Genomic DNA, 23,186 nt, shown 5'->3' on the forward strand with positions numbered 1-23,186 from the left:
CCGACAAGCTGCGCAAGCAGAACGCCAAGGCGATCGCGGAGTCGACGAAGAAGGCCAAGGAGTCCAACGCGGACCCGCTCTACCAGCAGGCCCGCACGGAGTGCGGCGGGTACGACACCTGCGTCACCGAGCGCACCAACAAGCTGCGCAAGCAGAACGCCAAGGCGATCGCGGAGTCGACGAAGAAGGCCAAGGAGTCCAACGCGGACCCGCTCTACCAGCAGGCCCGCACCGAGTGCGGCGGGTACGACACCTGCGTCACCGAGCGCACCAACAAGCTCCGGGCTCAGAAGAAGGCAACCACCACCAAGAGCGACCAGCTCCGCACCACGGACGTCCACAAGATCACGACCGCCAAGACCGGTCAGACGAACCAGCGCAAAACCCAGACCGCGAAGGCGATCGAGGAGTCTACGAAGAAGGCAAAGAAGTCCAACGCCGACCCGCTCTACCGGCAGGCCCGCACCGAGTGCGGCGGGTACGACACCTGCGTCACCGAGCGCACCAACAAGCTCCGGGCTCAGAAGAAGGCAACCACCGCCACGAACCCGACCCGTACCGAGCAGCCCAAGCAGTCTCAGAAGAAGAAGACGCAGAGCTCGGACTACCGGGGTAAGGGGGGCGTCAGGGCCACGGCTGCCTGAGCCTGGGGATCGACGCTGAGCGTGGACATCCAGGTCCCGGGTCGGGTTCGTGCGGCGGTCGGAGAGGTACGCGGCGAGCCCGGCCGGGCTCGCCGCGCGCCAGCCAGCGGTCCGCGTGCGGCGGCCGCCGGCGCTTCACCGCCTCGTGACGGCGAATCCGAGTCCGGCCACCAGGACCGCGGCAGCCGTCCCGCCGACTCCCAGGGGATCGGCCAGTGCCGGGTGTTGGTACGTCACGTAGACCAGGCCCGCCACGGTGAGCAGGATCACCGCCAGGGCGAGCAGCAGGAGGTACAGCCGCGTCGGTTCGGACCGGTCTTCGCGAGGGGTATTCGGGTTGGTGGTCATCAGATCGTCCTTCGGGTTTGGGCGTGCGGAAGCCGCATGCGTGGTGGTGCTCCCTCGGAGGCGAGAGAGCGAGTTGATTGCCGACTCTGGCTGCGGGCAGCACTGTGGGACAGGCGCCGGTTAACGGCGCAAGCCCGATCGGCAGGCCAAACTGTTCCACCGGCGAACGTCCCATTCACGGCCTCTGACCTGGGACTTCTCCGGATAGCCCGGCTTGAACGGCGCGCCTGCCACTGGTACGGGCTCGCAACCCCACCTGGGTTATGGGGCAGGGATCTGGGTGGCCCCGGCCCTCGCCCCGCGCGTGCTGCCCCCAAAGGAAGTGCCCGGCGGGTTGCCCCCGTGCTGTACGGCATCTCAAAGACGCACGGCGGCGGTCGGGGACGTGCACGGTGAGCCCGGCCGAGCTCACCGTGCACCAGCTGGTGGATAGCGGCGCAACCCCGCTGGCTGCCATCACTATCAGCAGCGGCAGAAACCGCATTCAAGAACAGCGCTACGAACAAAGGTGCGTGAAGGGCCATCATTGAACAGACCGAGACGAGTGCGGACGTCCGGCACGTGGTGACGCCCACGCTCATCCTCCCGGCCGGCGCCCCGCCCGCCGAGACGTTCACGCCCGACGTGCTCGCCAAGCTCCAGCAGCTGGAGGAGCGCTCCGCGCAGCACGAGAAGAACCTGAGGCCGAAGAACACCAGCGACGGGTACGCCGCCGACTGGAAGCAGTGGGAAGAGTTCTGCGCGCTGCTCGACCTCCCGGCCACCGCCATCACCCCGGGCAGCCTGACCGCGTTCGTCGAGTGGCTGTGGGTCCAGCCCGGCTGGAAGAAGGGCACCTACACGGCGCCCTCGACCATCGACCGCCGCCTGTCCGGCGTGGTCGTCACCGGCCGCACCGACCACCACCTGGTCCTCGACAAGACCGTGGCCGCCCGCGCCCGCCGGGTGCTCAAGGCCAAGGTGAAGGAGACGGAGAAGAGCGAGGAGACCCGCGGCCGGGGCCCGGCTCCCGCCCTGCTCGCCGAGCACCTGCGGGCCACCGTGGTGGCCGCGCCCGACAACCGCCTCGGCATCCGCGACCGGTCCATCGGGCTGACCTGCTTCGCCATCGCCGGGCGCGAGCACGATGTCGCCTTCCTCCGCGTGCGCGACTTCACCGAGACAGAGCACGGCATGGAGGTCGACGTGCGGGTGTCGAAGATCAAGCCGCGCAAGGTGAAGGTGCCGTTCGGCTCCCGGCCGAGCAGCTGCCCGGTGCGCGCCTGGCGGGCCTGGAAGGCGGAGGCCGAGCTGAGCGACCCGGACGACTTCGCGTACAAGCCGCTCCACCCCCGGTGGCACACCGTCATGGATGGCGGGCTGGACCCGGAGACCATCGGCGACGTCATCACCCGGCCGGGCAAGTGGGCCGAGCTCGGCTTCCGCCCCACCGGGCACTCCCCCCGCCGGGGGCTGGCCACCAGCTCCAAGCGCGCGGGCAACGACCGCAAGGAGATCGCCAAGCAGAGCGGATGGGCCGACAACTCCGCCGCCATGGAGGGCTACTTCGAAGACGGGGACGGCTGGGAGGACAACGCCCTGATCGGAGTGCTGTAGGGGCGGACCTGACACGCCCCGTGCCAATCCGGGTATCGTTGTGTCCAGCGTCGGACAATGTCCGACGCTGGCGGACTCCTCTCCCACCCGGGAGAGACACCCCGCCCAGAAAGGCGAGGAGCGCCCGGAGCCAGGGCTGGTACCCCATAGCGCCGGACGCCCTTCACCATCTATCTATCTACTGCGTTGCAGAGCACACAGCAGCCCGGCCTCCATCGCCGGGCTGTTCTGCTGCGTAGACACAGCAGACCTGCGCGGAATCGCCGCTGCCGGATGACCCGTCGACCGCCATCTGGACCACCACGGTCACCACGGCCGAGATGGCCGCGGTAGCGACGACGATCCCGGCCCGCCTGGCGGCCCGGATGATCCCACTGGACATGCGGGGTGCTGGCGGCGGCTCCCCCCGGTCCTCGTCGGCTGGCTGGCTGCCAACCTCCCCGGGTGGGTGTGGATCTGACATGCGTGTCTCCCCTCTGTCGGGTGAATGCGGGCGGGGCGGGCACGAGCTGACTCGTGCCCACCTCGCCTGCATCCGGCCGACAGATGCGGCGACGGGGCCAACACTACCTGTAACCGACGGCGACAGTTGGGGCCTCCAGTCGCCCCAACCGATCGACAGAAATGCAGATTGATGACTTGTCACTGCATTAACTCGTAGCAGCCGCAGCACTCTTCGCGTCGCTCGATCAACCCCTGATTAGCCCCCTTAATCCCGCGCCCTGTGACCAGGATCACGCCCCGCCGCCGGGTGCGCCGGGGAGGCCCGGGCGAAGCCGGTCCTCAGCTGCGGTCACATCACAGTGACGGCCGACTTCAGCGCGAGGGAGACCGCCGCCCCGCCCGCGGCGTACGCGGCCCCCAGCAGCGCCCCCGCCACGCGAGCGCCTTCATCGCAACCCTCACCGAGAAGGAGAGCAACCGGTCAGCGATCCGGCCCATTGATGAGACCCACGGCCGCCGTCGGCGAGTGCGCAAGACCCGGACGGGCGCCCGTAAGTTACTGAATAGCCGTCATTATCCTGTGCGTTCCTTCCGGCCACCCGGATTGTTGACACCATGGAGCGATACCCCGAGAACTCGGCCCAGCGCCGGATCACCGAACGCCACGGCGCCCCGTTCGTCGAGAGCGGCTACGACGCCCCCCCCGGGCTTGGCCGCCGTGCTCGCCCACCGCGACCTCGACAGACCGCCCGGCACACCCACCGCCGCATCACCGCTTCCGGCACCCGCGCCCGGGTCCGCACCAAGGCCGTCCTGATCACTCCCACCGGCACCGGCACCGGCCGCGTCGCAGCCCAGGCCATCGCCTCCGGCTCCGCCCGACTGCGCCCCCTGATTGCCGAAGCCGCCCGTAAGGGACTGTGCCTGGCTTTCACCGTCCGCCTGGCCAAGACCGGCTACCTGTACCCCTCCGGCAGCCGCACCGATTCGGCATCCGCCGCAATGTCATTCAGCGCGCCGACCACACCGAAGAAGGCTCCTACGGCTCCGCCACCAGCGGCGGTTTCGACGCCACCGACTTCGCCCGCCGCGTCGACGCGGCCGACGGCGACGTCACCGCAGCCGTACACCAGTGGCTTGTGGAAACCGGACGCATCCGCGCAGATCATCCATCTCGAAGTCTGCACCTGGCGTCCCCGATGCCTTCGGCCAATAGCGCGCGATCACACTGCACCGGCCGACTCACCTCAGTCGCATCGGAGAGGCCGAAGAGACCGCGGAGGTCCCTGGAACACCTGCTTCAGACCGTTGAAATACGGTGCCAAGGCCGGAGTCTCGCCGATGCGCGTGTGGGTGAACAAATGGTGAGTATCAGTATGTCGGCGAACACGGTGAGAACGGCCAGCGCCTCGATGGCGGCCTGCTTGAGGCGGACATGGTGCCGTGAGTGGTGGCTGAGCAGGATGTAGTCGCGCTCGCCGGCGGGGATGCCTTTGGGGGCAATCAAACCGTGAGGGATGGGCCGGACTTCCCAGCAGTACGTACGCCGGGCCGGCTGCCGCCGCCGCGGCAGCCTGCTCCCCAGCGGTCCTACTCGGTCTGCTCGGACTGCGCCTCGCCCTGGGCCGGTGCAGCCGTGTGGGGGGCGGTGTAGAAGACGGATGCGCCCTGCTTGCTGCGCTGGGCCTGGTTCTTGGCGACGAGCCCTTCGAGGGTGGTGCGCACGACGGTGGTCTTGATGCCGCGCTCGGGATGGGCCTGGCCGAGGGCGGTGGCGACTTCCGCCGCGGAGCGCGGTTCGCCCTGTTCGGTGAGGTAGCTGCGGACGAGTTCGACGAGCGTGGGTTGGGCCGCCTTCGGGGCTGTGGCCTTGTTTGCGGGCTTCTTGGCGTCTGATTTCTTGGCTGCCGTGCGGACCGGTACGGCGTCGGCCTTCTTCGCGCGCTTCCGCTTGCCGGCACCGGGCTCACCAGAGGTCTTCTTGCGGGGAGCGGGCACGGTGGGGCTGCTCGATGTGGCCGCAGGCTGAACCGGCGTGGGTGAAACACCAAGCGCCTGCTGCACGTTGACCAACACGGAGTGGTCATGCTGCAGGGCAGCGAGCTGCTCCTGCAGTGCGGTGATGTCCGCGCTGATGCGTTCCTGATCCTTGGCGTTGCGTTCGAGGTCGCTGGCCACCTGGGCCGCGTACTGCGACGCCAGCTCGGTGGTGGCCGTTGTGCTCTCCGACATGCGGTTGACCTTTCTCTGTTCCCTGGCTGGGTGTGCCAGGTCTTTGGCGCAGGTGTAGAGCGCCACGCGCGTGTGTTCTCAGGCTGGTGTCTGAAGGCAGCGGCGGTCACTGCTGTGAACAGCCCAGCACAGAGATAGTACGGATGAATGGAGTGTGTTGTTTCTCTTGAGTGATGTCTTTTGCTCGAGCTGAGCTTCAAGGCCATCGCACATGCTGCTGATCGGGGCGTAGTGCAGAGCGGATTGGAGGGCCTTCGTGGGGGAGCTGCCACAGGAGGTTGTCGGTGTCCCGGTGGTGGTATCAGGCGGTCAGGATGAGGGTGGTCGCCAGCCAGTCAAGCAACTCTGCGGTCTGATGGCGGCAGTGCCCGCACAGGCGGGCGAGGAGGTCCATGTCGGCGTGGTGGTGGACACGGGCAGTGAAGCTTCTCCGTGTGACTGGACACCTGAAGACTGGGGCATGAGGTTCCAGAGAAAGCAGTGTCACGTGGGTAGCCAGTACTCCGAGCGGTATTCGGAGGAGTTCAAGTGGGACGCGATCGCTCTCGCCCGTTCCTCCAGCAAGACGATCACGGAGGTCGCGCGGGATCTGGGGGTGAGTCCGGAGAGCCTGCGCGGCTGGGTCAAACGCGCCCGGATCGACCGCGGCGAGGACAAGACAGGTGAGCTGACCATCGCGGAACGCGAGGAACTCAGGCAGCTGCGCAGGCAGAACATCGAGCAGCAGAAGACGATCGAGATCCTGAAAAAAGGTGTGCCACGAACGCGGAAGGCTGCTTGAGGTAGTTGAGTAGCTGAACGCGATGCTGCACGGCAGATGAAGGAGATTGGCGCCCTGCGGGGGAGGCTTGAGACCGCCACGTGCTGCGGAAGCGGTGACGCGACTGTGGTGCGCGCGAGGTGCTGCTGTGACTCCTGCCAGAATGAAGCGCTCTGAAGTTCTGGTTCGTGGACGGTTGTAGGTCGTGTTACGGGAGTCACGAGCAGGCGGGGGATTTTGTAGGCCACTGAGCAGGAATTTCGAGGTTTCGCCAAGGTTTCAACAAGACGCGCCGGACAAGGTGGCTCGCACCGGGCCGGCTCCCGCCGGTCGCCATTTCACGCACGTCACGGGGGAAGAACATGCATACGCGTCGCGCTGCCATCAGCACAGTCCTGGGGATGGCTTTGGGTACGACGGCCGTGCTAGCCACCGCACAGCCAGGGTCCGCCGCTGCCCGGCCGCACTATGTGGCGCTGGGCGACTCGGTTGCCGCCGGTATCGGTGCGGGATCACTCAGCCGGTGGCAGGACGACTGCTGGATCGACGAGAACCGCAGGGTACCTAATGCTACCAAGGCGTACCCTCGCCGCGTTGCTCGCGCTTTGGGCGCCAAACTGGACTTCAAAGCGTTCTGCGGAGCGAACACCGGACAGGTGATTGCGGAGCAGCTCGGGACACTCAACGACGGCACCGATCTGGTGACGGTACAGGTGGGAGCCAACAACTACGGGTTCACCGGAGTGATCAAGAAGTGCATCGCCTTCAGTGGCGGCAGCCTCTGTAACGACGCCGTGGCAAAGGTTCAACGGGATTTCCTCAACAAGCTGCCCCGTGACCTCGACAAGCTCTACAACAGGATTCGAGCAAAGGCGGGGGGCGCCAGGGTTTTGGTAGTGGGCTACCCCAAGCTCCTCCGGCAGACTCGGCCCCTGTGTAACGCAGACGGCAGGATGCTCTTGGACACCCGCCGGCGCATCAACACGGCGGCCCACACCCTCAACGACGTCACCCGGATCGCCGCTATCGCCATGGATTCGAGTTCGTCGAAGCCGAGCAGGCATTCAAGGGCCACGCGATATGTGACCGGCCCGAGTGGATCAATGGACTCAGTCTTCCCACGGTGGAGTCTTTCCATCCCAACGCCCGCGGTCACCAGGCCTACGGATGGCTGATCTGGCAGCACGTTAGGCCGTGACGGCCCCACCGCCCGGACCCTCCTACGACAGTGGTACCGGACAGGATCACCCTGTCCGGCCCCGCTGTTCGTTCGTGCGGTTATGTCCATCCCACGCCGATGGCGGATAGCTGCTCCACACGATCCGGCGAGAGCGTTGCGGCCCTGCTGCTGATCCAGGCCCCAGCTTGAGCTCCCGCGCCTCCTGGTTCCACGTCACCGTCGTCGCCGACCACGATGGTTTCCACGTGCTTCCTGGGCACCTGGAGGTGTCCCTTGCGCTCGTAGGACTGCTTCACCGCCCCCAGGGTTCGTCGCCCACCTGTCGGCCTGTGTAGGGAGCGGTAGCCTGGCCCGTTGTCTCGTGCGAGGGAGGTGCCGTCATCGACGCTGATCAGTTACTCGCCGTGCTCGCTCTGTGGGGCAGGCCCGTGCAGTCGGTCCAGAAGCTCGTCGGCGGTTGGAATTCGACGACCTGGCTTGTCGGGGTGTCTTCTGGCGACGAGTCCGCCCAGTATGTGGCCAAGCTGGCCGATTCCGAGGACGGTGATGCATTCCGTAGCGGGTTGCGGGTAGCGAGCGCTGCTGCTTCCCGTGGTTTCCCGAGCGGCGCCCCCATTCCCACGGCCGACGGCTGCCTTGCTATTGATCTGCCAGAGGGGGTTCTCGCCTTGCTGCAGTACGTCCCCGGACGCTCGGCCTCGGCTGTGTCGGACGACGACATGCGACGCGTGGGGGGCACCCTGGCTCGGGCCCAGCTGGCTGTCGGGGCTGAGAGCGCCGGCGTGAGCGAGCAGCACACGTGGCCGTGGGCGTGGGTCGACGTCTGCTTGCAGGAACTGCCCATGGCGTCCGAAATCCGCGACGCGGCAGCCCGTGCCCTCGACGAGGCCCGCGACGTCACAGCACGTATCTCGCCCCGCGTGGGAGTAGTACACGGCGATCCTGGGCTGGAGGCCTTCCGCCTGCGTGACGAGTCACCTCACGAGGATGGCCTTATCGATTGGGCCGCAGCCATGGAGGCGCCGCTCCTTTACGATCTCGCCAGTTTCGCGGTGATGACCCGGGAGACCCCGGAGGCGCTGCCGCCATGCCTGGAGGGCTATCGGCACGTTGCTCCGGAGATCAGCGGAGAACTGCGTCATCTCGACGTCTTCGTCAGGCTGCGGTGGATGTGCCATGCCATCTACTTCGCCTCTCGCCTCGAGCGGGGGATCACCCGGGGCGCCGCATCCGAGGCGGAGAATCGGGAACGTCTTGCCGAGGCGTATGTCGGCCTGACCAAGCCGGTAGATCCGATACTGCGGCCCGCATGATCACGCGGCCTCACCGGAGGACAGCCGGAGAGCCCGGCGGATCGGCTGGTTCAGACGGGAGCTTCAGGGACGCATAGGCGAGGTAGTCGGTGTCGGTGCGTTCTGCGTAGTGCATTGTGGCGGCGGCGCTGATGCCAAGGGCGTCCGCGAGAACGGCGGGCGGGGCCTCCCGGATTATCTGGACCCAGGTGCATGATCGGGCAGCCAGGAGCGGATACCGACCGCACGGAGGGATGCTCGCGACAGCGTAGGCGTGCATCGGGCGGGCGGGTACGAAGCCGGGAAACGCGAGAACCGGGGTTCGCCGGTGTTGAGCCCGGCTACCGGTGCCAGGTTGACGAGAGCCACGCCCTCCTCAACGGACAGCCTGCCAGTACGGTTAAGCGCTCACTGAGCCTTTTCCAACCTGGGGAGGGAGCCGATCGGTAAATGTGTCGCGTGTCATTGCAGGCGCCGGGATACTTCCTCGGTGACTCTCACCGCACTGCCCCAGCCGTCCCAACTGCTGCGGCCTCGGGCCCTCGTGCCCGGAGACCTTGTCGTCGTCGCGGCGCTGTCCGGGCCGCTCGATGCCAGATACGCGCCCGATCTCGAACGGGCGGTGGCCGAGATCGAACGGATGGGATTCCGTGTGCGTCTCGCGCCGCTCCTCGAAGCTGGACGGCACCGCTGGTGGAGCGCGGCGCGGCCGGACGAGATCGCCGAGGAGTTCAACGGTCTGCTGCGTGACCCCGAGGTGCGCGCGATCGTCGCGCACGACGGTGGCCAGACAGTGTTCGGATATCTCGACCTGATCGACTTCGACGCGATCAGGGCCGACCCCAAGCCGATCCTCGGCTACAGCGACATCTCGCTGCTGCACCTGGTGCTCTACGCGCGCACGGGCCTGGTCGGATTCCATGCCGACCTGGCCACGCCCGGTCTCGGCGGTCATTGGCAAAGAGCGTCCGCGGCCCGCCGGCAGGAGCTGGGGAAGCTGTATGCGACGCTGCTGACCAGCACGGAGCCGATCGGTGCGCTGCCTGCCAGTCCGTTGTGGGAATGCTGGCGTGCCGGGTGTGCCGAAGGTCCGCTGATCGGCGGGGTCATCAACCGCATCGTGCTGGCGCAGGCGACGCCTTTCGCGCTGCCGCTCGAATGCTTCGACGGCGCGGTGCTGTTCTGGGAGGAGCTGGGCGGCCAGGCATCGTACGTGTGGAGCTACCTGCAGATACTGCGGCACAGTGGCATCCTCGATCGGATCGCCGGCATGGTCGTGGGCGTTCCGGAGGCGATCGACGGGCTCGACTCACCAGACGGCTCCCCGACCCTGGCCGAGATCGTCCTCGACGTCCTCGGTGACCGTGACATCCCGGTTCTGGGCAACGTCGAGGTCGGGCACGCAGGCCCGAATCTGCCGATGCCGGTCGGCATCCGCGTCGCCCTCGACGCGGAGGAGAGGACGTTGTCGCTGCTCGAACCGGCAGTAGGTGCTCGTGGCGACGGGACCGGTCGGTTGAGCAACGCGGATCAGTGAGGATCTTGCATCCTCAGGCTGGGGCGGTCGACTCCAAGGTGAGGACGGCCTTGACCAGGTCGGTGATGCGGGTGGTGCTGCACTGGAGCTTGCGCAGGAGCCGCCAGGTCTTGAGGGTTGCCGTGGCTTGCTCGCCGAGCGCGCGGATCTTTGCGTGAGCGCGATTGACGGCCTTCTGGCCTGCGGAGAGCTTGTCCCAGCGGCGGCGGTAGGGAACGCGAACAACGTGGCCGGCGCCTTGGTACGCCTTGTCCGCCCAGCAGATGATGCCGGTCGTGTCGAGCGAGTCCAGTAGGCCGTGGGCGCGGGCGGCCCTGATGTCGTGGACCGCACCGGGCAGGGCCGGTGAGGCCCAGATCAGCTTTCCGAACGGGTCGGTGAGGACCTGGACGTTCATGCCGTGCTTCTTGTGCTTGCCTGAGTAGAACGGTCGGTCGGCGGCGACGCGATCGATGGGTAGCACGGTGCCGTCCAGGATGACGAATGCCTTGGCGGCGGCGGTGGTCATGGCCTGCTGCAGAGTGGAGCGAGGGCAGCCAGGACGTCCACGGCCTCGGTGACGTAGCGGTTGGCGGTAGCCAGTCCGAACTTCAAAGCCAGCCGCGAGCTGGGCGAATGTGTGTCCGCAGCGTAGGTGGGCCAGGTTCATCAGGGCCTGGCGACCACAGGTCAGCCGCCGCCAGCGGGTTCCGATCCGGCGTCGTCGAGAGGCCAGTTCGCGGCGCAGCAGCCGCAGCATGGATGTGGACAGATCCAGCCCGGACGGATAGATAACCACAGCGAAGCTCCAGGCGGAGAAAGTTGTTCTTGGTTGACAACCCGTCTACCAGGAGTTCTGTTGTTCCGTCACATCAACTGCCCTGTCTCACCACGAGGTTGGAAAGAGCTCACTGTCAGGGATTTGTTGCGCCGCAACTGGTTCCCCTCCGTGCGGTGATTGGGGTGAGGGTGGTGGGCACAACCGCCCAGACTGTTTTGCCGGCGTTGCCGTGGAGTGAGTAACCCCAGTCGTGGGTGAGTTCGCCGATGATGTGGAGTCCGCGGCCGCGGGTGTCCTGGGCGGTGGCTGTGCGGGGGAGGGGCTTGTCGGGGCTGGGGTCCTGCACGGCGCAGATGACGGTGCTGGCGGTGTTCATCAACCCCAGCCACCCGTGGCGGTCCGGGTGCGCCGCGAGGGCGTGGCGTACGGCGTTGGCGACCAGCTCGCCGACCACGATCGTGACGTCCTCGGCACAGGCACGTCGGCCCCACCGGGTCAGTGTGCGGTCGGTGAAGCGCCGGATCCGGCCCAGGCTGGCGGAGTTCGCACTGAAACGACAGGCAGAGAAGTCGGGTACGCCAAGGCCCATGGCCAGCCCCCAGTCGAAGGGAGCGGAGCGGGGCTGCATGGGGTGCTGAGCGTTGCTGCGAGGAGCCACGGTGTCCTTTTCGGCGTTGGACTGGCCGCGCCTGCGGCCGTAAACGGGAACACTCTTTCGGGGGACTTTTTGAAGGGCCTGGTGAAGCTAGTATTCCCAGCATCCCGCCCTCCGTGCAATTGCATGTGGGTTATCACGCATACTCGAACGTATTCTTGATACCCCTCGGCCTCGGCGGTGCCTGCCCGGCAGGCGGGTATTCGAACAGCACGGCGAAAGAGGTCACGATGGAGCGCTTCGTCAACGGCATCCCGGCCAGCGCGATCACCGGCGCGCAATGGATCAAGAGTGCCTGTAGTAACGCTCAGGGTGCGTGCGTTGAGCTGGCTAAATTGCCTGACGGGGAGGTTGCGATGCGTAACTCGCGGCACCCCGAAGGGCCAGCGCTGGTCTACACACAAGCCGAAATCGCGGCGTTCGTAGCGGGTGCGAAGAGCGGCGACTTCGACCATATGACCGCCTGAACCAGGGTAAAGAAGAAGGAAGATTGCGGCGGACATGCGGGCCTCATCTTGAGATAGTGATGGGCACCGCCAGCGCACCAGGAGCAGGAGTTCTGCATGTCCGCCGATCACCGGGACCGACCGTTGACCGTGAACACTCTCCCCTTGCCGCGCGAGGGAGAGAAACCGGTCGCCGCCGGAAAGGTGCTGGGCGCGTATCTCCGCAGGCTGCGCAGGGAGCAGGGACTGACGATCAAGGACGCGGCACCGGTGATCCGGGCATCCGTCTCCAAGATCAGCCGCATGGAACGCGGGGAAAATCCGCCCAGAGAGCGGGACGTCCTCGACCTCGTCGACCACTACGGAGTGCGCGACCCCCATCAGGTCGAGGCGGTCCGGGAACTGCTGAAGCAGGCCACGGCCAAAGCGTGGTACGACGAGTATGCCGATGTGACGCCAGGCTGGCTCAAGCGCCTGATCGGGCTTGAAGACTCGGCCATCGAGATCCGCACCTACGAAGTCCACGTGGTACCCGGACTGCTGCAGACTCCCGGCTACGCGAAGGCGATCGTGACATCCGGCCTTCCGAACGCGAGCGAAACTGAGGTCAGACGGCGCGTGGATTTGCGGATGGCCCGTCAGAGGCTGCTGCACGGTCCCGGCAGGCCCCAACTGGTGGCCCTGCTCGACGAAGCCATCCTGCGTCGCCCCGTGGGCGGCCCGGATGTCATGGTCGAACAGCTCGAGTACCTGCTGGGCGCCGCAGAGCGCAGCGGGATCACGATCCGGGTGGTGCAGTTCATGAAGGGCGCCAAGATCGCCCCCAGCACCCCGGTGACGTACCTGAAATTCGCTCCGGGAGGCCCTGCAGAGCTCGTCTACCTCGAGCAGGCTGCCGGCGCCATGTACATCACCAGCAAGAGCGGCGTGGAGAGCTACCGTTACGTGCTCTCCGAGCTGTGGGGGGCAGCGGCGTCACGGAAGAAGACCATGGAACTTCTCCGCGCAGCGATAAAGGACTACGCGGGGCACCCTTCTCAGCGGCGGCGCTGAGGACACCGCCGCCCAGGGTTCAGGGAAGACAGACAACTCCTCCGTACTCCTGCCACCTGCGGGTGTGCTGCTGCGTCGTGACGGGGGAGTCCGGCCGCCAGGCGGAGACCTCGACCAGGCCGGGAGCGAGCAGCTTCATGCCGCTGACGAAGGCATCCACGTCGCTCTTCTCCCGGACGCGGCCCCAGTTGTGGCCCGTTGTCCGCAGCATGAACTCCGTAGCCGCCTGCCGGATGGCCGCGCTGTCGCTGACGAGGTGGCAGAACACCAGGAAGCTGCCGGGAGCCAGCCGGCCGGCAACCCGCTGGACCACGCTCTGGGGTCCAGGAGGGTCAGGGATGCGGTGCAGTCCCGAGACGAACAGGGCGGCCACAGGGGCATCACGGTTGATGAAACCGGTGATCTCGGGATGGTCGAGGGTGCCGTCGATGTCCGTCATCTCTGCCCGCACGATGGTCGTCTCGTCGTTCTCGTCCAGCAGGGTGCGGCCATGCGCGAGAACGATCGGATCATCGTCGATGTAGACGACCCGTGAGCTGCGGTCGACGCTCTGGGCGACCTGGTGGACGTTGTTGCGCACCGGCAGCCCGGATCCGAAATCGAGGAACTGGCGCACCCCGTAGTCCCGGGCCAGGACACGCACCACCCGCTGGAGGAACAGCCTGTTGCTCCGGACCAGGGCGCGGGTGCAGGGCGCGATGTTTAACAGGGCCCGACAGGCCCTGCGATCGGAAGGAAAATTGTCCGTCCCCCCCAAGTACCAGTCGTACATGCGGGCGATACTCGGGGTGTTGATGTCAATAGAGTGAGCAATGGGATTCTCCCCGTGATCCATTCGACCCCCTCGCCTCCCCAGTGCGGAGGCACGTCGGCAGCAGGAGGCCATGCTAGAGAGGGGCAGCAGCCCAGCACCCGCTCTCTGAGAGAAGGCCCCCCCAAAGGCTGACGCGAACTGGACACGGAGGGGGAGTAATTGCTGTCCTGTCTCCCTCAATCCTTACAGCCGCCCGGCGCACCCCCTGCGCCGGGCGGGTGCAGAATGCCGGAAAGGCGCCGCGGGATACACCGCTCGGCCATGAGCAGATGCGACGCCAGGACCGACGGATCAATCCCCATGAGATCGGCGGCCTCGGTCAGCGTCATGCTCAGCCGATAGTGCAGCACCACCGCGTCAGCCTGCTCGGTCGGCAGCACACCGTAGAGCCCGCTCGTCGCGTCCACCGAGCCCGGCCCATCCCTGTCGGCGGCAGCAACGCACCGGCCCAGCAGCCACCAGGAGTACGCTGCAGGACGCGTCCCGCTGCCCAGGACCATGGGCCACTGGCTCGCCAGATGCCTGAACGCGGTACCCACAGCGTCGCTTGCTCTGTCAGCGACGCGGAGACGGGCGTACCGCAGATAGCGGTCCCGATACAGCTGGCGGAATCCGGCGTAGCCCTGGACAAGAGCGTCCGCGGTCCCTCCCGGCTGAGCCATGGCAGCCTCCCCTCCGGCGCAACAACGCCCCACTGTCTTCCACCGACCGCGCCCTACGAGGACGTCCCGACATCGCCGGGCCCGGCTTCGGTTCCGGGCAGACCCGAACGGGGCAGCCCTCCCTCAGGGAAGACATCCCGGGAGGCGAGAAACGCGTAGTGAAGGTCCTCCCACAACGGCCTGATGGACACCGCGTCCCCGCCCAACCGCACCACCAGCTCCTCGACCGTCCACCAGTCAGGAATGAGGTCACCGTCGAGCACCTCCCGGACGGCATCCGCAGACAAAGACGCTCCGCTCTCCTTGGCCAAACGCCACGGGTCAGGTCTGCCGGCCGCCAGGTACAGCCCACGCAGTGCCGACTGCAGCCGCGTCGCGGCTGCAGCCACCGACTGACGCGCCGGGGGACAGACACCCTGAGCCCGCTCCCACAGGAACTTCAGATCCCCAGCGCTGCCCCCGAAGATCGTGCCCAGCATGTACACCACCGGCCAGGCCGGCAGCCGCGACCCGGTAAGAACCCGCGACACATAGGAAGGAGACAACTCGGCCTGACGGGCAGCCTCCTGGAGCGTCACCGAACTCGTCCGCTGCAGCTCCGAGAGCGCAGCGGCCAGCTGACGCCGCGCCCCCCCGGTTCCGGCGACCTCCGGGACAGGTGACTGCCGACCGGCGCCTCCCGGCGCACCCCGCGGCGGCTCGGCGTGCTTGAGCGGCGGACCCTGATCGCGGCGGGCGAGCAGACGCTTCACCTTCCGCTCGTTCCACCTGACCCGCGCCGTCTCGACACTGACCCCCGCAGCCTGGGCCACCGCAGCCCACCCAGTTCCCTCCGCGCGCGCATCCTGCACCGCCGCGGCCACATAACAGTCCACGCTGGCCGACAACCGGTCCGCATGCGCCAGCAGCTCAGCCAGCGGCACCCCCTCCCGCTCAGCTTCAGCCAGCCGGGCCGCCAGAACCAGACCGTCGTCCGCCACCTGCCGCCCCCACCCACAAGACCCCGCCGACGGCGCCGCCGCGGCCTCACCGTCACGCAGCCGCTGCGCCCGCCGGCGGCAGGAGGTTTCGCAGTAGTCCTTCTTCCGGCCCGGTCCCGTCCGCTGGCGGAAACGGCGTCCGCACTGCGCACAGCGCGCGTAGATGGCCGATGTACCCATCTTGTTTCTCCCTCCCACCGGGACACCTCTCCCTCCGAGGCGGAGCACAAAATCCCTCACGCATCCGGCAAGCGACCGTCAGCACAGGCGGGTGCCTGCTCCAGCGACCTCTGGCCTTCCGGAACAGGCACCCGGCGTCTCAGAGGAGGCGAATCCGCAGGTAGTGGACGCTTGAATAACCCGGGGCAGCCACCAAAGCCCCCAGCGGGAGCGCCCATACGGATGAGAGGCTGGAACCGGCCGCGGTCATCCAGATCACGATGACCGCCAACAGCGCGGCCCGCAGCCGCAGCGTGACACGCCAGGCAACTAGCGCACGGCTTTGCCAAGACGATAGCGACGCCCTGCTATTTTCACTTCTCGCCGAGGCTGGCCGAACGGCTCCTCGGAAAATTCGGTCGAGCATTACCTATTCCAATGTTCGAACGGACGGGCCCCAGGGCGGCTGCATTCCGCCCTGAGGCCACATCATGCGGGTACTCGTGGCCCGCACAAGAAGTAAACGTACAGCCGGTCGCACAACCCCCGAGGCCGTGCAAACGTCTCGTTGACGCGGCGCCCAAACCACCCATATCGGTGTTCGATCAGATTCCCGCGTGAAAACGAAAGAACCCGCTCACGAAGCGGTCTTGAGTGATCCAGTAAGCAGGTCAATGCGTGCGGTTTGCACCAATGGCATGATTCGGGACACGGCGGCGCCGCCATGCCTATATAGACGGCGTATAAGCGGTAGATTCACTCGCAGGGGCTACATGATGCGCGTGCAGATGCAATGAAACTGGCCTTCGGGCCCGACTCCGGGCGGCGGGTCCAGGGCTTGCTCCCTGTCTAAAAAGCCCCGCACATACACGAGTTACGCCTACCGCCACCAGCAGCATGCCACTGGCATCGCGATCAGGCCTGTCGAACCCGAGAGTCCGCAGAAGCTGGCCTTCAACAGCGAACAAGCCCGTCTCGGGCTGATCGGTAATCACCTTCAACCGTAGGCCGAGGGGTCCGTCCAGAAGAGGACCTCCTCAGGGTCTGGGTCGCACAAGGAAATCTCTGGGGCGGAGAGTGTGCTGGGCTCCTGGCGGGATGCGGGAGCGGCGGAGTCCGCGGGCGAGAGCTGCTGCGGAGGCCGAGGGGGAGCGGGGGAGTGGCGAGGGGGTTCGGTGACGACCGCCGCATGCGTGGTGCCGGCCGCGCAGGTGCGGCAGGCGTCGGTCAGCCGCCACAGGCGCCCGCTGGGGTCGCAGGCGAGGAGCAGGACCAGAGGGCCGCTGCAGCCGCGGTGCCGAGGGTGCCACTGGCAGCCGTGTTCGCCGCACTGGCAGGTGCGCAAGTGGTAGGCGAGGGCTTCGCCGTGTGCATGGTCGGCCAGGTGGGCCACCACGGAAGTGTGGACGCCTGGAGATTCGGTGCTGATGGGGATCGGGCCGCAGTGGCTACACAGCAGGGCCCGCCCGGGGGAGTTGGCGCGGAGCTCTACAGACCAGGTGCGCCGTCCCTGGCCTGTGGTCGTGCCGGATCCCATTGGTCGTCATCCTCCGTGCATGCTTCGTGTTGCCGGCTCTGCTCCCCGCCGCGTGTCCGGGGCGGGGAGGACTGGCGGCGGCACAACGCTAGTGAAGACGTCTGCCCTGAGTATTGGGCCGACACCCGGCGGAAATAGGGCAGACGTCTACACTGACGAGGCAGGGGTCTGCACCGTGCGATTGACGGGTGACGATCTTCCCGCCCGACGCCAACCTCGACGAGCTCCGCCTGGAGCTCTCCCGGCTGCGGGCCGCGCGCGGATGGACCTACGACGAACTCGCCGCACGCAGCGGCCTGTCCCGTCGCACCCTCATCGAGATCGAGCAGGGCCGCACCATCGGCACCCTCGCCACCTGGCACGCTCTCGCCCACGCCCTCGGCGCCCCCATCGCCCACCTCCTGGGCACCCTCTGCGCGGGCCACGAACCCCCCGCCCCGCCAGCAACCTGATCCCGCCGCACTCCCGGCCCCGGGGCCCATTAGGCCCGACTAGCGTGACCACCTGAACCGACTACAGCCCCCGAACGGGAGACCGTAAAGGGAACGCGGGTGCGGCGCGTTGCGACCACGCGAGGGACAACAACGGCAGCGCTGCACACCACACGGCGTGTCGCCTGCCAGGTTCCCGCCCATGCACGCCACCAACACCTCGGCCAGCGACCTGGCCTGGGACGGCAGCCCCAAACACCGCCGTCCTCCACGCTTCCTGCGCGTAGCTCCGGGCAGCCCCACCCGCCTCCTGCGCACCGCCCAGCAAGGCCGGTGCTCCGACTGCGGCAACCACATCGAGTGGTACGACCGCACAGCCGGCCACAACCCCGTCCCGCTCCACCCCCACGAACTGCCGGCCGCCGCCGTACCTCCCTCCCAGCGGTGGCACATCGACTCTGGCATCGCCCACCCATCCGGCGACGGCTCGTCCTGGTGCCGTGTACGCCACCGCGCCCTGTGCCCCGCAACCCCCACCGAAACCAGCAGCAGCACCATCGACGCCCTGCGGCGCAACCTGGCCCTCACCTCACGCCGCCTCCAAGACACCGGCCACTTCACACCACCCCCACCCCCACACCCCGATCCACCGACCCCCGACACAGCACCGCAGGCGCGGCCGGTCGTGCAATTCCTGTGCCTGCGCTACCTCGCCCCCGGCCCACTCGAACACATCCCCTGCGTCGCCCAGACCCGCGCACGCCACCGCTGCCCACACCCCGTCCTCGACCCCGACGCACTCCCCGGCACCTGGATCCTCGCCCCCCTCCACCCCGGCCACGACCTAGGCCAGCTTCCGCTGGCCGAACTCTGGCTAGCCCTCTACGACCTGACCCACCTGCCCTACAGCGAACAACTCCGCTGGCGCGCCCAACGCTGCACCGCCCACGCCACCGCCCCAGAGGCCGCCGACATCGCCCGCACCACCTGGGAACCCTTCAACCCCCGCACCCACCACCAGCACATCCAGCACCACCTCCCCGACACCGTCCTACCCCCAGCGCCGCGGGGACGCAGGTGACGGACTCCGCCTCCCGCGTGCTGATCTGCGGAAGCCGACGCTGGCCCTGGCCCGACACCGTCACCACCCTCCTGGACCGCGCCGCCGCCCGGCACGGCAGCGACCTCGTCATCATCGAAGGCGCCAGCACCGGTGCCGCAAGCGCCGCCCACCGCTGGTGCACCGACCACGACCTGCCCGCCTGGCGCCACCGCTGCTACCCCCTCGCCCCCACCCCCGGACGCCGGAAACGCACCCGCTGCTGGAGCGAAGCCGAACGCAACCAGCGGATACTCCACGACGAAGGCCCCCGCCTGGTCATCGCCTTCCACGAGAACTTCCACCCCCACCGCACCGGCAGCACCACCGACATCTGCCGCCGCGCCCTCGCCCACCAGATCCCCGTCTGGCTCGTACCCACCGCCGACCCCGACAAAGGCCTGTGGCTCAACCCCAGCCACTACACCACCCCGCACACCAGCCACGGCACACCGCACCAAGAACGAGCCGACCCTCAGCCCGACACCGCCCCACCCCAGACAACGACCGCCAGCACAGCAGAGACACCCGGCATAGCCCGTACCCACCACATCACCAGCACTCCCTGACCTGCCCAGCCACGTCCCGGCCCAGGCAAAGACCGCACAACAACCGGATACGCCCCGCACGAGAAAAACACCCCCCATGACCATGCCCCCCAGCCCACCACCCGGCGACCGCATCGACGGAGTCGTCGACCACATCGTCCACGTCACCTACGACCACCACACCATCCTGCGCCTGGCCATCGCCGATGACACACCGACCTCCGGCACGGTCACCGCGGTCGGCAAGGCGCTGTTCGGTACACAGCCGGGGGAGAGCCTGCGCCTGACTGGCACATGGATCAACCACCCCCGCTACGGACGGCAGTTCAAGACCGAAACCAGCAAGCGGACCTGGCCAGCCACCGCCCGCGCGATCCGCCTCTACCTCGCCTCCGGAATGATCCACGGCATCGGCAAGACCCTGGCCACCGCCATCACCACCCACTTCGGCGAGCAGACCCTCCACGTCATCGACACCGAACCCCAGCGCCTCCTGCAGGTCCACGGCATTGGCCCCACCCGCCTGGAACGCATCACCCAGGCTTGGAACACCCAGAAGACCATCGCTGAGATCATGGTCTTCCTCCAAGGCCTCAACATCCCCGCCCACCTGGCCGTGAAGATCCACCAGACCTATACCAAGGCGGACCAGGACCCCATGGAGGTCGTACGCCACAACCCCTACCAGCTATGCCGCGACATCCACGGCATCGGCTTCGAAACAGCCGACCGCATCGCCCTCGCCACCGGCATCCCCAAACACAGCGACCAACGCCTCCAAGCCGCCCTCCTCCACACCCTCACCCAAGCCCGCAGCAACGGCGACTGCCACCTACCCGAACGAGTCCTCCTCGCCCGCACCCGCCACCTCCTGAGCGACGACGACCCCATCACCACAGAAATCCTCGAAGACCCCATCCTGCGCCAAGCCCTGGAGGCCCTGCGCGCCCGCGGCGAGACGGTCATCGAAGACCTCCCCACACCCGTCCTCGAGGACGGCGATGTCTTCCACCCGGTCACCGTCGTCAGCCTCACCCGGATGCACCGCGCCGAGGCAGGACTGGCCGAAGACATCCTGCGCCTGCACCACGCCCCACCCACCCTGGCCGACCACACCGACTGGACCACCCTCCTCACCCACACCGCCCCCAACAACCTGACCAGCGAACAGCAACAAGCCGTCCTGACAGCCCTCACCCAGCCACTATCCGTCGTCACCGGCGGCCCCGGCTGCGGCAAGACCCACCTGCTGCGCACCCTCGTCACCCTCGCCGACCAGGCGGGCATCTCCGTCGCGCTGGCAGCCCCGACCGGGAAAGCCGCCAAACGCATGGAAGAGACCACCGGGCACGCGGCCATGACCGTGCACCGCCTGATCAGACCCCCACTCGACACGCCGCCCCAGACTGATCACAGCAACCTGCTGGAGGACGCCGACCTGGTCGTCATCGACGAAACCTCCATACTGGATGTCCAACTCGCAGCCCAGCTCACCGCAGCCATCCGCACCGGCTGCCACCTCCTCCTGGTCGGCGACACCAACCAACTGCCCAGCGTCGGCCCCGGCCGCGTCCTGCGCGACATCCTCGCCGTCCCCGACATCCCCCGCACCAGACTCACCCACGTCTTCCGCCAGGACAACGACAGCGCAGCCATCATCGACAACGCCCACCGCATCCTGCGCGGCCAGCCACCCCAGCCAGCCCCCGGCGTCTTCGGCTGCCGCCCCCTCGAAGACCCTGAGGCCATCGTCGAACACGTCGTGGACCTCGTCACCACCCATATCCCGCAGCACTTCGACGCCGCACCCGAGGACATCCAGGTCCTGTGCCCAGCCCGGCGCCACGCAACCGGTGCCCTCGCGCTCAACACCCGTCTCCAGGCCAGGCTGAACCCGCCCTCACCGGACAGGCCACAGCATCACCACGAGGGAGTCGTCTTCCGCCTCGGAGACCGCGTCCTGCAGATCCGCAACCAGCCCCACCGCGGCCGCACCGGCGTCTTCAACGGCTCCACCGGCACCATCACCGCCATCGACACCGAAACACGAGAACTCACCGTCACCCTGAACGACGGCGAAACCGTGCCCTACGCCTTCAGCGACCTCGATGAACTACTCCATGCCTATGCGCTCACCGTTCACCGTTCTCAGGGCAGTGAATACCCCTACGTCGTCATCCCTGTCACGACGTCGGCCGGACCGCTTCTCCAGCGCAATCTCCTCTACACGGCCGTCACTCGCGCTCGCCGCGGCGTTGTACTTCTCGGCCAGCCCACCGCCGTACACCGAGCCCTGGCCAACACCCAAACCCGGAGCCGCTTCACTGCACTCGAACACCGCATCCTCCAGGGAGCCACAGCCTCGTCCCGTACGCGCGGGCTCAGCCTGAACGGACAACTCGCCTGGGAATGAGACACGTATGAAAGCCGCACTGCCGAGACGGCCGATCAGCCGGTGGTCACCCCCGTTGCCTGCGCTGAGCAAGGTCTGGTGGGAGCCCGTGCGGTCCCTGGCGAGCAGCTGCTTCTCCGTGGCCTAACGGTGCGTGAGGTTCGCAGCAGTGCCGAGTGATCGGCTCGCCTCTCATCGCCTGTTCCTCGAGGACACACGCCTTCGACTCCGAAGTAACAACGCGCATTTCTGCGTGCCGATGGCGTATACGAGTCGTGCATCGTGATGCAGGGCGTTGAGGGCAACGACTTCTGTCTCGACTGAGAGTGGAGAGTGCCTGTCCGTCAACTACCGGCCGTCGAAGCGGCCAGGGACCTGCGCCGTGAACACCCGGCCGATGCCGGGCCGTGGAACATCGTTGCGGAGACGTTCGAGACCGCGAACGAACTCCACGATGCCGCGGAATACTTCACCGCCGGAGTGACCCACCTCCTCGGCCCCGCCACCCCTCTCGCTGTCGACGCCGTCCGCGACGCGGCCGACTCCACCGGCATCGAGATGCTCGTCATCGGCCGCCACCGCGTCCGGCGTCGCCTCGACCAGCCGCACGACGACCTCGACCAACTGGTCCACGACCTTTACGAGGACCGCCCGCCCCGCCTCCGCACCACCAGCACCCCTCGACGACCTCCACAACCCCGAGCTCCGAGCCGCGGCGGGCAACGATCCCCAAGCCCTGATCGCCTCGATCGAGAAGCTCTCCCGCGAGATCGAAGCCCGCCGGCTGCCCTCTCCCACCCCGGATGACCTGCGCACTCTTCTGGAGCCACGACGAGTTCGCCCAACTGTTGAACACATGGCCCGAGCTGGTCGACCACTACGGCACCGAACACCACGAACATATCCGCCACGTCGAGCAGATGCTGCAACGCCTGTCCAACGAGGGGGAACCCCACCTCGGCATCGCGCACGGCACCGTGAGCGACTTCGAGTCCTTCACCAGCGAGGAGAACCTGCCCCCGCAGGACGGAGACACCCGGGCCCACCCCACTACGCCGCCGACATCGCCGTCCGGGGCCAAGCCGCCCCATGGCCCCCGGCCCGCAACACCCCCTGCCGGTGTGGCTCCACACGCAAGTACAAAAAGTGCTGCGGCAACCCGCCCTCACTTGAACAAGATCCACTGGGGTCTTTCACCAAACTCGCGACAGAGCCGAATCACGTGACCGTTCACAGTGGATCTTCTGCGGATGCGGACCCGCGAGGGCATGCCCGCTCCAAGGGGAAGCTCAAGGGCAAGCAGCCCAAACTCACAGCCCGGCAGCAAGCTCACTTCGTCAAGGAGCACCACAGTGGCGAGCACACGATCGCCGACATCGCCGAGCTGTTCTCCGTGAGCCGGGCGACGGTGTACAGGGTTATGGAATGCGCCGAAACCGTCGGTTGAACCCGGGTTCATCACTTATCGCTGCTGGTCAGCGATATTCGATGTCTTGCGGCCATTACTACGGCGACCCCAGGAGCAGAAGGCCGTCGACGCGCTGGCACGGTTGCTCGCCGACTGGGCGCGTCAGTGGCGGGGGCCAGGTGTGCCGTAACCCGGCGTCCGCAGGCCGC

22 protein-coding genes and 2 pseudogenes are annotated in these 23,186 nt (G+C 67.3%); 14 read left to right on the plus strand and 10 right to left on the minus strand.

The features are described 5' to 3' along the window. On the plus strand, positions 1–644 hold a 644-nt coding region (locus ACFV2X_RS24905; protein WP_385620126.1), incomplete at its 5' end, for a hypothetical protein. Between the two features lie 135 nt (positions 645–779). On the opposite strand, the gene ACFV2X_RS24910 is transcribed toward ACFV2X_RS24905, so the two are convergent. Further along, positions 780–992: a hypothetical protein gene (locus tag ACFV2X_RS24910; protein ID WP_385620129.1), complete on the minus strand. Its 213-nt coding sequence runs from the start codon at positions 990–992 to the stop codon at positions 780–782. A 561-nt stretch (positions 993–1,553) separates the two neighbouring features. Between ACFV2X_RS24910 and ACFV2X_RS24915 the strand changes: the two genes are divergently transcribed. Continuing rightward, positions 1,554–2,588 (plus strand): integrase, encoded by a 1,035-nt coding sequence (locus ACFV2X_RS24915; RefSeq protein WP_385620132.1) that lies wholly within the window; start codon positions 1,554–1,556, stop codon positions 2,586–2,588. Positions 2,589–3,988: 1,400 nt separating this feature from the next. On the opposite strand, the gene ACFV2X_RS24920 is transcribed toward ACFV2X_RS24915, so the two are convergent. Next, positions 3,989–4,201 carry a hypothetical protein gene (locus ACFV2X_RS24920; RefSeq protein WP_385620134.1) on the minus strand — a complete coding sequence of 71 codons (213 nt, stop codon included), beginning with the start codon at positions 4,199–4,201 and terminating at the stop codon, positions 3,989–3,991. A 421-nt stretch (positions 4,202–4,622) separates the two neighbouring features. Then, on the minus strand, positions 4,623–5,330 hold the full coding sequence (locus ACFV2X_RS24925) for a hypothetical protein (protein WP_385620136.1): 708 nt from the start codon (positions 5,328–5,330) through the stop codon (positions 4,623–4,625). A 190-nt stretch (positions 5,331–5,520) separates the two neighbouring features. Between ACFV2X_RS24925 and ACFV2X_RS24930 the strand changes: the two genes are divergently transcribed. The 4 genes from ACFV2X_RS24930 (at position 5,521) to ACFV2X_RS24945 (ending at position 10,033) form a co-directional block, all read left to right on the plus strand. Beyond that, complete coding sequence (locus tag ACFV2X_RS24930; protein ID WP_385620138.1) at positions 5,521–6,045, plus strand: transposase; 525 nt, start codon at positions 5,521–5,523, stop codon at positions 6,043–6,045. 380 nt (positions 6,046–6,425) lie between these two features. Further along, positions 6,426–7,199 (plus strand): SGNH/GDSL hydrolase family protein, encoded by a 774-nt coding sequence (locus tag ACFV2X_RS24935; RefSeq protein ID WP_385620140.1) that lies wholly within the window; start codon positions 6,426–6,428, stop codon positions 7,197–7,199. A gap of 433 nt (positions 7,200–7,632) precedes the next feature. After that, entirely contained in the window at positions 7,633–8,517 is an 885-nt protein-coding gene (locus ACFV2X_RS24940; protein WP_385620142.1) for a phosphotransferase enzyme family protein, read from the plus strand. A 469-nt stretch (positions 8,518–8,986) separates the two neighbouring features. Then, a complete protein-coding gene (locus ACFV2X_RS24945) occupies positions 8,987–10,033 on the plus strand; it encodes an LD-carboxypeptidase (protein ID WP_385620143.1) in 1,047 nt (348 codons plus the stop codon). Positions 10,034–10,046: 13 nt separating this feature from the next. Here the strand turns inward: ACFV2X_RS24945 and ACFV2X_RS24950 are convergent. Continuing rightward, positions 10,047–10,811, minus strand: a pseudogene (locus ACFV2X_RS24950) (transposase family protein). 115 nt (positions 10,812–10,926) lie between these two features. After that, positions 10,927–11,451 (minus strand): ATP-binding protein, encoded by a 525-nt coding sequence (locus tag ACFV2X_RS24955; protein WP_385620145.1) that lies wholly within the window; start codon positions 11,449–11,451, stop codon positions 10,927–10,929. A gap of 227 nt (positions 11,452–11,678) precedes the next feature. Between ACFV2X_RS24955 and ACFV2X_RS24960 the strand changes: the two genes are divergently transcribed. Beyond that, complete coding sequence (locus tag ACFV2X_RS24960; protein WP_385620353.1) at positions 11,679–11,915, plus strand: DUF397 domain-containing protein; 237 nt, start codon at positions 11,679–11,681, stop codon at positions 11,913–11,915. A gap of 96 nt (positions 11,916–12,011) precedes the next feature. Next, entirely contained in the window at positions 12,012–12,947 is a 936-nt protein-coding gene (locus ACFV2X_RS24965; RefSeq protein WP_385620148.1) for a helix-turn-helix domain-containing protein, read from the plus strand. Between the two features lie 19 nt (positions 12,948–12,966). On the opposite strand, the gene ACFV2X_RS24970 is transcribed toward ACFV2X_RS24965, so the two are convergent. The 4 genes from ACFV2X_RS24970 to ACFV2X_RS24985 form a co-directional block, all read right to left on the minus strand. Beyond that, positions 12,967–13,782: an SAM-dependent methyltransferase gene (locus ACFV2X_RS24970; RefSeq protein ID WP_385620150.1), complete on the minus strand. Its 816-nt coding sequence runs from the start codon at positions 13,780–13,782 to the stop codon at positions 12,967–12,969. Positions 13,783–13,937: 155 nt separating this feature from the next. Continuing rightward, positions 13,938–14,168 (minus strand): hypothetical protein, encoded by a 231-nt coding sequence (locus tag ACFV2X_RS24975; RefSeq protein WP_385620152.1) that lies wholly within the window; start codon positions 14,166–14,168, stop codon positions 13,938–13,940. Between the two features lie 308 nt (positions 14,169–14,476). Beyond that, entirely contained in the window at positions 14,477–15,583 is a 1,107-nt protein-coding gene (locus ACFV2X_RS24980) for a helix-turn-helix domain-containing protein (RefSeq protein WP_385620154.1), read from the minus strand. 976 nt (positions 15,584–16,559) lie between these two features. Then, positions 16,560–16,955 (minus strand): hypothetical protein, encoded by a 396-nt coding sequence (locus ACFV2X_RS24985; RefSeq protein WP_385620156.1) that lies wholly within the window; start codon positions 16,953–16,955, stop codon positions 16,560–16,562. Between the two features lie 332 nt (positions 16,956–17,287). Here ACFV2X_RS24985 and ACFV2X_RS24990 point away from each other — a divergent pair, with 332 nt between their 5' ends. The 4 genes from ACFV2X_RS24990 (at position 17,288) to ACFV2X_RS25005 (ending at position 21,590) form a co-directional block, all read left to right on the plus strand. Further along, positions 17,288–17,551, plus strand: a complete 264-nt coding sequence (locus ACFV2X_RS24990) for a helix-turn-helix transcriptional regulator (RefSeq protein WP_385620159.1) — start codon at positions 17,288–17,290, stop codon at positions 17,549–17,551. Positions 17,552–17,732: 181 nt separating this feature from the next. After that, positions 17,733–18,611 (plus strand): DUF6083 domain-containing protein, encoded by an 879-nt coding sequence (locus tag ACFV2X_RS24995; RefSeq protein WP_385620161.1) that lies wholly within the window; start codon positions 17,733–17,735, stop codon positions 18,609–18,611. Then, positions 18,608–19,198, plus strand: a complete 591-nt coding sequence (locus ACFV2X_RS25000) for an SLOG family protein (RefSeq protein WP_385620163.1) — start codon at positions 18,608–18,610, stop codon at positions 19,196–19,198. The genes ACFV2X_RS24995 and ACFV2X_RS25000 overlap by 4 nt, the downstream gene beginning before the upstream one ends. 76 nt (positions 19,199–19,274) lie before the next feature. Beyond that, positions 19,275–21,590, plus strand: coding sequence for an ATP-dependent RecD-like DNA helicase (locus tag ACFV2X_RS25005; protein ID WP_385620166.1), 2,316 nt, complete (start codon positions 19,275–19,277; stop codon positions 21,588–21,590). 327 nt (positions 21,591–21,917) lie between these two features. On the opposite strand, the gene ACFV2X_RS25010 is transcribed toward ACFV2X_RS25005, so the two are convergent. Further along, complete coding sequence (locus tag ACFV2X_RS25010; RefSeq protein WP_385620168.1) at positions 21,918–22,202, minus strand: hypothetical protein; 285 nt, start codon at positions 22,200–22,202, stop codon at positions 21,918–21,920. Positions 22,203–22,425: 223 nt separating this feature from the next. Between ACFV2X_RS25010 and ACFV2X_RS25015 the strand changes: the two are divergent. Together ACFV2X_RS25015 and ACFV2X_RS25020 are read left to right on the plus strand one after the other, a co-directional pair. Beyond that, positions 22,426–22,704, plus strand: a pseudogene (locus ACFV2X_RS25015) (hypothetical protein); the annotation flags it as partial. A gap of 87 nt (positions 22,705–22,791) precedes the next feature. Continuing rightward, complete coding sequence (locus ACFV2X_RS25020) at positions 22,792–23,016, plus strand: helix-turn-helix domain-containing protein (protein WP_385620355.1); 225 nt, start codon at positions 22,792–22,794, stop codon at positions 23,014–23,016. Positions 23,017–23,186: the final 170 nt, after the last annotated feature.

Source organism: Streptomyces sp. NPDC059679 (assembly GCF_042734105.1).
Classification (GTDB): domain Bacteria; phylum Actinomycetota; class Actinomycetes; order Streptomycetales; family Streptomycetaceae; genus Streptomyces.